Source organism: Ensifer sp. (assembly GCF_031989085.1).
Classification (GTDB): domain Bacteria; phylum Pseudomonadota; class Alphaproteobacteria; order Rhizobiales; family Rhizobiaceae; genus Ensifer.
In genome coordinates, this window is sequence record NZ_DALZXU010000010.1 from 41745 (window position 1) to 54650 (window position 12906).

The 12906-nt window shown below is 58.6% G+C and carries 5 protein-coding genes and 1 pseudogene; all 6 read left to right on the top strand.

The window, feature by feature from the left end:
• The first annotated feature begins 3 nt into the window (after positions 1-3).
• The 6 genes and pseudogenes from RTP54_RS31120 (at position 4) to repC (ending at position 12832) form a co-directional block, all read left to right on the top strand.
• Positions 4-3122 (top strand): annotated as a pseudogene (locus tag RTP54_RS31120) (glycosyltransferase).
• Complete coding sequence (locus tag RTP54_RS27635; RefSeq protein ID WP_312367002.1) at positions 3119-5431, top strand: glycosyltransferase; 2313 nt, start codon at positions 3119-3121, stop codon at positions 5429-5431. Before RTP54_RS31120 ends, RTP54_RS27635 begins: the two are co-directional and overlap by 4 nt.
• Positions 5432-6557: 1126 nt before the next feature.
• The gene (locus tag RTP54_RS27640) at positions 6558-8447 is read left to right on the top strand and encodes a ParB N-terminal domain-containing protein (protein WP_312367004.1); all 1890 of its coding nucleotides are present in this window, start codon (positions 6558-6560) and stop codon (positions 8445-8447) included.
• An 824-nt stretch (positions 8448-9271) separates the two neighbouring features.
• Positions 9272-10447 carry a plasmid partitioning protein RepA gene (repA, locus tag RTP54_RS27645; protein WP_312367006.1) on the top strand — a complete coding sequence of 392 codons (1176 nt, stop codon included), beginning with the start codon at positions 9272-9274 and terminating at the stop codon, positions 10445-10447.
• Positions 10444-11436: a plasmid partitioning protein RepB gene (repB, locus tag RTP54_RS27650; RefSeq protein WP_312367007.1), complete on the top strand. Its 993-nt coding sequence runs from the start codon at positions 10444-10446 to the stop codon at positions 11434-11436. The genes repA and repB overlap by 4 nt, the downstream gene beginning before the upstream one ends.
• Positions 11437-11617: 181 nt before the next feature.
• Positions 11618-12832, top strand: coding sequence for a plasmid replication protein RepC (gene repC, locus RTP54_RS27655; protein ID WP_312367009.1), 1215 nt, complete (start codon positions 11618-11620; stop codon positions 12830-12832).
• The last annotated feature ends 74 nt before the right edge of the window (positions 12833-12906 follow it).

Consider the following 12906-nt stretch of genomic DNA (forward strand, 5'->3'; position numbering starts at 1 on the left):
GGTATGGGAAGTCACATGCTCGCACTAGGGGAGAATCTCCGATCGCGCTACGACGTCACAGTGGCAGCCTCGCGAGAATGCTTCGGCCCGCTGGTGACCGGTGCGATCGATCTGGGCCTCGCTGTAAAACACTTCGATGACATCGCTGGGTTTGCCACGTGGCTGCAAACGGGTTGTGTGGACTTGCTACATGTCCATGCGGGGATTGGCTGGGAAGGCCATTCCCTTGCACAGGCCGGTAGATCGGCAGGTATTCCGGTCGTTCGAACAGAGCATTTGCCGTTTCTTTTGACCGACGAAGAACAAAAGCTGGAATTCCGTAAAGGCCTCGGCGCCGTCGAAAGACTGATCGTCGTTTCCGATGCTGCAAGAGAGACGTTTCTGAACCAGGACATTGACACGAGCAAGATTGCTGTTGTGCGCAATGGTATTTCCGCGCTTGGCAAGGGCGGCAACGCGCGAGCGCAGTGGGGTGCCACGTCAGCAAAAACCCTGATTTCGATTGCACGGTTTACCGCCCAGAAGGATCACCCGACGCTTGTAAGAGCGATGCCGGCTGTATTGAAGGAATTCCCCGAGGCGGTCCTGCTGCTGGTCGGGTCGGGCCCCGATATCTCCGACATACACGATCTGGTAGCGGAGCTCGCCATTGAACGATCGGTGCTCTTTGGTGGACGTCGTGATGACATTGCCTCGCTCTTAGCCTCGACCGATGTGTTCATTTTGGCTTCACTCTTCGAAGGACTTCCGCTCGTCGTGCTGGAGGCCATGTCGGCTGGCGTTCCCGTGGTTGCCACGGCGGTTGGGGGCACGGTTGAAGCACTCGGACAGGACCATCCTTATCTCGTCGAACCCGGCCAGCCGGCCGCGCTTGCTGAGGCGATCGCTTCGCTTCTGCGCGACCCGAACGCCGCTAAACGAACGGGAGATGCGGAACGCTCGCGGTTCGCACGGCACTTCAGTGCAGCACGGATGAGTGCGGAAACTGAGAAAATCTACCAGTCCATTCTCAATTCACCGAAAAGCAAAGAGCGGCAACTCATGGAACGCGCACGTATCGGATTTGTCGGAGTGGGTGGCATTGCCAACCGGCACCTTGAAGTCCTTTCGGGATTTAAAGATGTGCACTTGGTTGCATTCGCCGATCCGGAGTTCGACCGCGCGAAAGACGCGGCGCTCCATTTTGGAGCGAAAGCATTTCCTGACGCCGGGGCCATGCTGGCGGGCCAGGAGTTGGATGCTGCTTACATCTGCATTCCACCGTTTGCTCATGGTCAGGTCGAACGCGATCTCATCGCCAGGCGGATCCCGTTCTTCGTCGAAAAACCCCTCACCCTCAACTTGAAGCTTGCAAGCGAACTGGCCATGGCAGTCGGGGAAGCCGGGCTGATTACGGCAGTTGGGTACCACTGGCGGTATCTCGACACGGTAGAAGAAGCGCGCCAACGTTTGAGGGAGAACCCCGCACAGCTTGTGTGTGGGTTTTGGTTGGATCAGACCCCTCCCCCGCAGTGGTGGTGGAAGAACCACATGTCTGGCGGACAGATGGTTGAACAGGTCACCCACATCATCGATCTCGCCCGATATCTGGTCGGAGATGTCACGCGCGTATTCGGGCAGATCACGCATAAAGAACGCGAGAATTTTCCCGGATTGGACGTGGCGACCGCAAGCGCGGCCAGCCTATCCTTCGCATCCGGCGCTATTGGAAACATCGCCGCTACCTGCGCCCTGCGATGGGGACACCTCATCGGTCTGAACATTTTCTGCGATGGACTGGCGATTGAGCTGACGGACCGGGACATCATGGTCGATGTGGGAGCAGGAAGGCCGGTGCGCCGGGCAGAACAAGACCCGGTATGGTTGGAGGATCGCGATTTCATAGATGCGGTCCGCGGCGGCGGCAATCGGATACGCTGTTCTTACCAGGAGGCCCTCCTTTCCCACCGGATTGCGCTCGCGATCGCCCGATCGGCCGATCTTGGAATTCCTATAGAACTTAAAGACTTTCAGGAGGACTGAGGATGTCGAGCCGTACCATCCGATCGCTCGGCGTGGCCGGTCCGGGGAAAATGTACTTCCTGGACTATGAGGAGGGGCCGCTGGCCGAGGGGCATTTGCAACTCGATACGCTCTATACCGGCTTTTCAGCCGGCACGGAGTTGACGTTCCTCAAGAAGACAAATCCCTACTTCTTTTCTCGGTTTGACAACGAACGTGGTGCATTTGTTCCTAACGAGCCGTCACTGGATTTTCCCGTCCCGTTCCTCGGCTACATGGAAGTGGCGCGTGTTGCCGACAGCATGGCGAGCGGGTACTCGAGCAACGATATCGTGGCGACTACCTACGGACACAAAAGTGGCCACACCGCGAACCCCTTTCACGATCTCCTCGTCCAACTTCCGGCTGCGCTGGACCCTATCCTGGGCGTGTTCGTCGCCCAGATGGGACCGATCGCTGCGAACGGTATTTTGCACGCCGACGCTGCGGCATTCGGCCCGTCGGTGCCATACTTGGGGTGCGGCGTAGCCGGGCGGCGCACGCTCGTCATCGGAGCCGGGACGGTTGGTCTGTTGACTGCGTTGTTTTGCATGTCACTGGGTGCGTCGGAGGTTTTGATCGCTGATCCTTCAGATTTTCGACGCGCCAAGGCTGAGGCGCTCGGCATCCACGCATTGGACGAGGATGCCGCGTGGCAACATGCCAAGGCGCTTTGGCACAACGGAGGCAGTGATAGAGGCGCAGACGTGGTGTTTCAGACACGGGCGCATTCTCAAAGCCTTCACGTCGCCCTGAAAGCACTGCGACCCCAGGCCTGCGTGATCGACTTGGCATTCTATCAATCGGGCGCCGGGGCGTTGCGATTGGGAGAGGAGTTCCATCACAACGGGCTGCGTATCCACTGTGCTCAGATCAATCGCGTTCCACCGGGACTTTCAGCTCGATGGGATCGCCGCCGCCTGGCAGAAGAGACAATCAGACTGCTGGCGCAAAAAGGCGACGAAATCAGGCGGCATCTGGTTACCCACGTTATCCCCTTCGCCGAGGCGCCCGAGTTCCTTTCGAGCGTCTTGGCGCGGCAGGTCGAGTTTCTGCAGATTGTTTTCGAGGTGGCGCAATGAAGCGCGACGATCGTCCGAAAACCGTGCTTTTCGTCTTTGCATGGCTGGTCGTAGGTGGAGAGGAGACGGAGGTCCGCCTGCTTGCGGCCAATCTCGATCGTTCCCGTTTCAGGATCGATGTCGTCGCATGCCTGCGCAAGGACAACATGCCCGATCAAACACATCAACAGCTCAAAGCGGTCGGGATTGACGTCGACACCACCCCCTACACGCTTTCGTTCGAAGATACCGTCGCCTATTTGGCTGACAAGATACCGGCCTACGACGTCGTCGTCTCCTGTCAAAATGTCGCCGATATATATCCGGCGCTAGAGCGCCTGAAGCTGCGACCTCCCTTGATCGAGCATGGGGGCTTGGTTTTGGAGGCACTTGGCGGTCCAAAGCACTTTACCAGCCGATATGTAGGTGTGTGCCGAACGATCAGGGACGCCGCTGCTTCACGAATGCCTGGACGTGAGCACCACGCCCTGGAAATTCCCTCGATGGTCGATCTTCGGGAGTTCAATCCATTGCGCCGGCTGCCCATACGCAGGGAGCTGGGGATCAAGGAGGATGAAATCCTGGTCGGCTGGATTGGGCGGCTCGATCCAAAAAAGAACGTCGAAACGTTCATCCACGCGGCCTCGATCATCCACGACCAGGAGCCGCGCGTGCGCTTCGTGATTGTCGGCGGCCCCGATGCTTTCATGCCCGAATACGCGCAGAGATTACGGGCAATAAGCCGGGCGCTGGAATTGGACGGCGTCTTGCGCTTCCTTGGTGATCGAACCGATGTTCCGGATATCCTGGCTGCCCTCGATGTGTTCGTCTGGCTTTCTCGAGACGAGGGAATGCCGCATGTGATAGCCGAAGCGGGCGCCGCCGGGCTTCCCGTCGTTGCAACAGCCGACAACGGATCCAAGCAACAGATCGAACATGGCGTGTCGGGGTACTTTGTAGCCCATGACGACCCGCAGGCGGTCGCCGACAATGTCAGCATGCTTGCGAGATCGCCTGACCTGCGCGGCCGGCTTGGCCGATCGCTGCGGGCCCATGTCGAGATGAACTACAGCGCCAAAGCTGTGGTCCCTCTATGGGAGGCGCTCTTTGACGAAGTGATCGACGAGAAACGTGCGCGCGGTCCATCCGGCCTGTTCCTGTCGTTTTTCCAAGGCGGGTTCGAATGCTCCACGCATCACATACCAGGCAAGAGCGGGACCCTGCCGCACCGTCGCCTGGACGTCATTGCCTCAACTCAGCACGATCAATACGCGGAGGAGGACTACCGTCAGCTGATGGGACATGGAATCCGCACGGTACGCGATGGATTTCGATGGCATTTGATAGAGCGATCGCCGGGGAGATACACTTGGGACAGCGCCCTGTCGATGATATCTGCGGGCCGGCGAACTGGCACCCAAATTATCTGGGATCTCCTCCATTATGGCTGGCCCGACGACATAGACCTCTGGTCGCCCGCCTTCGTCGAGCGGTTTTCGATGTTTGCGGGAGCGGCTGCGGCACTCGTGCGGGCGGAAAGCGATGGTCCAATCTTTTTCTGCCCCGTCAACGAGATCTCGTTTTTCTCGTGGGCGGGTGGTGATGCGGCTTACCTAAATCCGTGGGCCACGCGCAGAGGCTTCGAACTAAAAGTCCAGCTCGTGCGGGCAAGTATCGCTTCCATGAAGGCCATTCTCGACGTCGATCCTCAAGTGAGATTTGTACATTGCGAACCGGCCATCAATGTCGTGGCTGACCCGGGTCGTACGCACGAAAAGGAGTTAGCCGAGGGCCACCGGCTCGCGCAGTATCAGGCATGGGACATGATTTCCGGCCGCTCGTGGCCACAACTTGGGGGCCGGGATAGGTATCTCGATGTCGTGGGAGTGAACTATTATTACAACAATCAGTGGGTTCATGGGGGTGGGCCTATCGACGTTGGTCATCCTCTCCACAAGCCGCTTCGTAAGATCCTGGTGGAAACCTACGCTCGGTACGGGAGGCCGATGTTGATTGCCGAAACTGGGATCGAAGGGGACCGGCGGCCGGATTGGCTCCAATATGTCGCCGGCGAAGTTCGGGCTGCAATGAAAGCGGGTGTACCGATAGAGGGGGTGTGCCTCTATCCGATTCTCAATCATTCAGGGTGGGACGATGATCGTCACTGCGAGAACGGATTGTTGTCGATGGTGCGCGGTCCAAGAGGACGGAAATTCTACCTACCTTTGGCGCGACAACTAAAGGAGGAGGCACAAGTGACGCGAAGCTTCCTTGAAGAGATTGGAGACCGGGAAAAATGCAGTCTGGACCGACCACGTCGCCCTTCTTAGCAAAAAACTCGTCGGCTCTGGCACCCTCTTAGTCCCGGCCCTCACCCATCTTCTGCGGGCGATCTAGGAAGGGGACTGTTGCCGCCGACGTGAAAGCGGCCAATTCCGGCTAAGCAGCACGCTAGGTTGCGGGAGCGCCCAATGGATTTGCTTGCGGTCAGGGAGACAGACCCAGTCAGGCATGCCCTGCCTCCCCTCCCCTCCCCTGTTTCCAAAATCACGCCGCTGGCGATCGATATCCCGTTTGCGCGCAAAACCCTCGCTGAACACCTGTTTGTCACTTGATATCGCGTGACCATTCCAAAAACCTCAATCTGAGCGTAGCATTTCGCTAACGGAATACTCGGTAGGGTCGCGTATCAACACCGTGTATCGCTTACTGCTGTCAACGGCGCATTTCCTCCGGCGCTCGTCTCGACGCTCGCGGGAGGCGAGATCCGACCGAGCCTGCGTGCTTCAGCGCAATGGCGCCTTCCGCTTCAGGCGCTTGGCGGCCCTAAAGGCATCGCAGCAACTGTGGCGACCAAACCCAGCGCCGCACCACACAGAATTCAGTTATGCGCCGTTATGTTGGCAACTTTAAGTGGAGTTAAGGGGTCGCGCACGCACCAATCACAGGAGCCCGCTGGGCTGCAGCGCAAGAGACTGCAACGATGTGTCCGTACCCTATGTCTACGCCTGTTCAACTGAAATGCTGAGCCGCTAATAGTTTCGTTTTATATCGCCCGTCGTCGCTCTTGGACGGCCACCCCTCCAGCGGCGACTTAATGGAACCGCTTGCCGGGGCCAGTCGAGCGGCACGCGACTGGCTCCGGCCCTCTGGACTGCGCCTAGTACGCTCTTTTTATTAGACCGCGGGAAGAGAGGGGTCCTGCCCCCTCTCCCCAGCAAGGCTAAAATCGGTATCCCCGTCCTTCCGGAGCCCGGTCAAGTCGGGCGCTGTGCAGGATCGACGCGTGCCGCGCGCCCCGGGGCTGTCGCCCCGGGCGGGTGATCCCCCTCCGATTTATAACCTTGCCCCCCTCTTCCCCGCTGCTCCGCGCGAACTCGGGAACAGGAGCGGAGTGCTCCTATCCCGAAGGGCCAGGACGGTCGCCTTCGGCTCACAGGACGGATGGAGACAATCATGAACACTGTCATTTCAATTGAACTCGGCAAGCTCGACCTCGACCCGCAGAATGTGCGCAAGACCCCCGGCGCGGAAAACCTGCAGGAGCTTGCCGCCAACATCGAAGCCAACGGCCTTCTGCAAAATCTGATCGTTCGCAAGGGCAGGAAGGGGCGGTACTTTGTTACCGCCGGGGGGCGGCGCCTGCGCGCGCTCAATCTGCTTCTCGGGGCTGGAAAGCTTAGCTCGGATCATCCCGTTAATTGCATCCTGCGAAAGGAGTGCGAGGCAACCGAACTCAGCCTTGCCGAAAACGTGGTGCGCGAGGCTATGAACCCAGCCGACCAGTACGAGGCGTTCGATGCGCTTGCGAGGCAAGGCATGCCGATCGCCAAAATTGCACTCCGTTTCGGGGTAACGGAGGCGGTCGTCCAAAAGCGGCTGGCTCTTGCACGGGTTTCCCCGGTTCTGCTCGATCTTTATCGCGAGGGCGAGATGAGTTTCGACCTGCTGTCAGCCTTTACCATCTCGGATGACCATATCGAGCAGAAGCGGGTCTGGAGCAGTCTGGGTATGTGGAATCGCTATCCTCACACCATCAAGGCGGCTTTGCGTGGCGATGCCATCGGGGCCAGTGACAAGCGCATTCGTTTTATCGGGGGCTTGGACGTCTACGAGGCCGCAGGGGGTTTGGTGCGGCGGGACCTCTTCGACAGTCGTAACGAAGGGTTCGCCCTGGATGTAGCACTCGTCGAGCAACTTATGGCCGACAAACTTCACGCTTTGGCGATCGAGGTGAAGGCAGAAGGATGGGCATGGGTCGAGATAGTGCCCGAGATTGGCTGTGGGGTCCTAAAAGAATTTGCACGCGTCTATCCGCAACCGATCGACCTCTGCGACGACCAGCGCGCCACCCTCGATGCCTTGGCTATCGAACAGGGTGAACTCGAAGCGCTGGTGGAGGCAGGCGAGGCGGATGAAGCGGCGCAAGACCGAATGGCGTGGATCGAGGAGAAGCGGGATGCATTGCGTCGCGAGGCCTATGCCCCAGACGCGATCTTGGGCGCAGGTGCACTCGTCGCGCTGGCGTACAATGGATCGGTCAGCATCGAACGCGGCCTGATCCGGCGAGGTAGTGAAGAAGACGGTTCGCGGGAGTATGAAAGCCCGACGGGAGACCCGACGCCGACACGGGCCACGATCCTGCATTCCGCAAAGTTCGTCGAGGACCTGACCGCTCAAAAGACGGCCGCGATGCGCCTTGAGTTTGCGGGCAATCATCACGTTGCGCTGGCAAGCGTCGTACATGCGCTGCTATTGCAGACCCTGTTTTCTTGCTCTCGCAATTGCACGTGCCTTGAAATCGGGATCACCAGCCGGGCGCTTGGCAACGTCATGAAAGCGCCCGAAGGCAATCTCGCGCTCGCCGGGCTCGAAGACTTGCGCGAGCGTTTCGGCCACGAGGTCCCGGGAGAACCGTTCGCGATCTTCGACTGGTGCCTCGAACGCGAGCAGCACGAACTGTTGGAGCTGCTGGCCTTTTCGGCGGGACAAACGATCAACGCCGTCATGGACAAGAATGGCTTCCGTAAACAGGAACTGGTTCACGCGGATCATCTGGCTCGGGCGCTTCGTCTTGATATGCGCAGCTATTTCGAACCTACGGCGGAAAGTTATTTTAAGCATCTGACGGTCGCAGGCATCGCGGCGGCGGTGGGTGAGATCAAGGGTGAAGCTGCCGGCGAGGGCATGTCCCGCCTGAAAAAGGCGCAAAGCGTGCTGCAGGCGGAAGGTGCTGTGAAAGGAACCGGATGGCTTCCCTCGCCCCTTCGCATCCCCACATCCAACGGCTCCGTCGCTCCACAAGGATCTTTCGAGGTCTCAAACGCTGCCCAGGCCGCTGAGTAGGACCCCAGGCAGATCGCGAGTATTCTCGCGATCTGCCTCAGATACGACCTGATGAAAAACCGCATGGGTAGATCAAGGGTAGTTGGCGACGGTTCGCTGGCCAATTGTATTGAGGGGATTCCCTGCTCCATCCCCTCAAGCTCCCCTTCCCGCCCGCCGTCGAATGGCTCGCTGTTCCGAGCTTTGTCTCGAACGCGCCTCCCTCGAAGAATGGTTATCCGATAGATCTGCGATGGCAGGACCGTGTTTTGCCGAGGGCGGAACGTATCTCGCGAAAAGTTCCCCGCGGGGAACTACGAGCAAAAAGGGCGGTTCGCTAGTCCGCCGGGCGAAGCGGGGCGAGACCCACCTATGCATCGATCCGCTCGTGACACGAGTTCCCCGCGGGGAACTCTGAGGTTGATTATCTGAGCATGACTCAAATGTCTGGTTCGGTGGGATTGGCGGTGCAACTAAGGGCGCGTGTCGAAGCCCGCCACCGGTTGTCTCATTCGCCATCGCTGAGGGGGGCAGGCGCGTAACCTTAACCGCCATTGGTCGGCAATGTTCTTTGGGCAATTCGCGCCTCTAAGAACGAGCTACCGGGCCTGCATCGCCGACGTAGTGTGTGCCGTTCGATCTTGAGTTCCCCGCGGGGACCGCGGACAGCTCGGCTCAGTGCACATGCTCCACAACCCCATTTGATGAGACCACCCGAATCGGAGTACCGCTTAGTTGCGGAGAAAATCCGAATTTTCGAATTTTCGAGTAGTTATGTGGTTGTTAGTTAAACGTTAACCACAGCAGCGGTTAAGTGACGGTACTGACCACCGGGGATTCTCATTATGACGCGACATCTCAGCAGCCTCTCCTTTATGGAGAACTTCTCCAACAAGCTTGAGCTTGCGTTGAACAACCTAAGCATGGCCCAGTTTCCGCCGGACGCCCGGCGAAGCATGCGCAAGTTCTCGTCGACGGAAGTTGCTGCACTCCTTGATGTCACTGAAGCCTATATCCGTCAGGTCGCCGCAAAAGAGCAGGGCCCCGCTCCTGAGATTTCCAATGGCAGGCGTCTCTACACCTTGGAGCAAGTCCTGGAGTTGCGTCTCGCACTTGCAGCCAATGGCCGCAAGAAATGGATGAACCCGCGTCGCACGGGCGGCGAGGAATGCCAGATCATTGCCGTCACCAACTTCAAAGGCGGTTCCAGCAAGACATCGACAACTATTCACCTCGGCCATTACCTGGCGCTTCGCGGCTATCGCGTGCTTGCCGTCGATCTGGACCCACAGGCATCACTCACCGCACTTCATGGCAATCTTCCCGACTTCGATTATCGGGGAGGGGACACCCTCTATTCTGCCATTCGGTTCGAGGAACCAGTTGCGACCGCTTCAATCATCCACCAAACGCATATCGCCGGTTTCGACGTGATCTGCGCTGGCCTCGAACTCACGGAGTTTGAGACTGCCGTTGCTCTTGAAATGCGCCGGGCTGGCGGCACAGGCTTCCTGTTGCGGGTTTCTCAGGCGCTCGAGCAAGTCGCCGACGACTATGACTTCATCCTGATGGATTCGGCGCCATCGTTGAACTTCCTAACTCTATCATCGCTGACGGCGGCGACCGGTGTCGTCATTCCAGTTCCCGCCCACATGCTGGACGTCGACTCCACTGCAAAATTCCTGGAACTGGCGGCGTCGTACATGCAGATCCTCGACGAGGTCGGGACGGCGGCGCAATGGGATTTCGCAAAATTCCTCGTCACCAAGTTCGAACCCAACGATCATCCTCAGGCAAATATGTCCGCTCTCATGCGCCAAGTGTTTGGTGAAGACCTGTTGTTGAACTCGGTGATCAAGTCCACGGCGGTCGCCGATGCGTTGACCTGGAAGCAAAGCCTCTACGAAGTTCAGCGCGCACGCTTCTCAGCACCAAAAACCTACGATCGAGCCATCGAGTCCATCAACGCCGCCAATGCGGAGCTGGAAAGTCTGTTCTGGAAGGCGTGGGGGAGAGAATGAGCCGCAAAGATTCAAAGGGCCTGTTCGCCAACGTTCTCGGTCAGCTGGACAACTCGAGCGAAAAGGGAGTGGGCCAACGTTCGACCTCACCGCATCTGATGAAGGTCGCAGCAGGCGTGCGTCAGATCCAGGAACGCAGCGAGCTTGCGGAGCGGTTGCTAAAGGACGGCGGCCAAGTGATCGAGATCGATCCGGACGATATTCTGGAATCCGCGATTCCTGATCGGTTCGCCTCCGCATATGATGTCGAGAACCTCGCTGAGTTGATGCAGTCGATGCGCGAGCATGGGCAGACTACGCCCGGCCTGGTGCGATCGGTTGCAGGAGACGGAAAAGCATTTCAGATAGTCTTCGGGAGGCGGCGGCTTGCCGCCGCCAAGCACCTCGGCATCAAGTTCAAGGCGATCGCACGAGAGTTGAGCGACGAAGACGCGATCGTTCTTCAGGGCGAAGAAAACAGCAATCGCAACGATCTGTCGTTCATTGAACGGTGCCTGTTTGCTCAATCGCAGGAGGTCGCAGGCTATAGCCGCGATGTCATCTGCAAATCGCTGAATACCGGCAAGTCGCACGTTTCGGAGATGATCCGGCTCGCCATCGCGCTGCCGCGTGAGGTCTTACAGGAGATTGGCGCCGCCCCCGAAGTTGGTCGCCGACGCTGGGTCGATTTCGAGGCAAAGTGGTCGGCCCATCCGGCCCCACTCGAAACCGCCATTTCAGTGCTCGCCCAATACAATATCCGCAAAAGTGACAGCAGCGCCCGCTTTGCGGCCGTTTTAGAGGCACTTGCAGGCGAGCGACAGGGAGCAGTTCTGTCACTTGACGCAGCCGAGCTTGTTTCGCACGGTCTGGTGCTCGGACAGGTGAGCCACGGAAAGTCCGGTTCGAAGTTGGCTTTCAACAAATCGGTTCCTAGCGGGTTTGTCGAATACGTGGCCAAACAGATCGAAACTCTGCACGATCAGTTCATGCAGAAGAATGCCCGCTAAGGCGGATCATGATTAATTCGGAGGAATAACCGCAAAAGAAAAAGGCCCCCAAACGTTTCCGTCGTGGAAGCCTCTCTCTTATCTAGCAATCTGAGAATCGCATTTCCACGAATCGCCGTCAAGAGTCTTTGGCATCGTTTTGGTGAGCAGAGTTCTTTTGCCTTCTAAGAGGTGAAGGAAAATGCAGGTTGGAAGTGTGACGACGCCCTTCGGGCGGCGGCCGATGACGCTTGCCTTGGTGAAAAGGCAGCTCACGGCCGCAGAAATCAAACAGGGCAAATCCGTTGAGAAGTGGAAGGTGTTTCGCGATGCCTGCGAGACGAGGGCCTCGCTCGGTCTTCAGGATCGGGCGCTTGCCGTGCTCGACGCTTTGTTGACGTTTTATCCGGAAGCTGAGCTTTCCCAGGAACGATCGATGATCGTCTTCCCATCGAACGCCCAGTTGTCGGTGCGCGCGCACGGCATCACCGGCACGACGCTGCGCCGGCACCTAGCAGCACTCGTGGAAGCGGGACTCATTGTTCGCAAGGACAGCGCCAACGGTAAGCGCTATGCCCGAAAGGATCGGGCAGGGGAGATCGAAGACGCTTACGGCTTTGATCTTTCGCCCTTGCTGGCGCGCGCTGAGGAGCTTGCGCAAATGGCGCAAGAAGTTGCTGCCGACCGCGCGAAGTTTCGGCGCGTGAAGGAAACGCTTTCCATCTGCCGACGGGACGTTCGTAAACTTATCTCGGCTGCAGTGGAGGAGGGCGCCTCTGGCGATTGGGGGGCGATCGAGGCGATGTACATCCACTTGGTCGGACGAATTCCGCGCACGCCCTCGATCGACGATTTGCGACCGATCTTGGAGGAAATGGAAATGCTGCGGGCGGAGATCCTCAATCTCCTGGAGTTGCAGATGAATTCCGAAAAAACGGACGCCAATGGTGTCGGTTTTGACCGCCACACACAGAATTCAAATACCGAATCCATCCATGAACTTGAACCTAGCTCTGAAAAAGAGCAGGGGGCGAAACCTGTGGTAAAACCGCAGGCGACGAGGGAGCCGATAAAGGCGTTCCCGTTGGGCATGGTGCTGCAGGCCTGCCCGGAGATTGCGATGTACGGGCCAGGCGGGGCGATTTCGAGTTGGCGTGAGCTGATGGGGGCCGCGGTGGTGGTTCGTTCGATGCTCGGCGTCAGTCCTAGCGCCTATCAGGATGCCTGCGACGCGATGGGGCCGGAGAATGCTGCCGCGACGATGGCCTGCATCCTCGAAAGGGCCGGGCACATCAACTCGGCCGGGGGATATCTGCGAAACCTGACGGAAAAAGCGCGGCGAGGGGAGTTTTCGCTCGGACCGGTGCTGATGGCGTTGATGCGTGCACACGGCGCGCCAGAGCGCAGAGTGTCGTGAGGCAGTGAACATCCAATGGCTATCCGTCGACGCTTGAAGCGTTTATCAATGTGGACGCGACCCAAGTGTGTGCC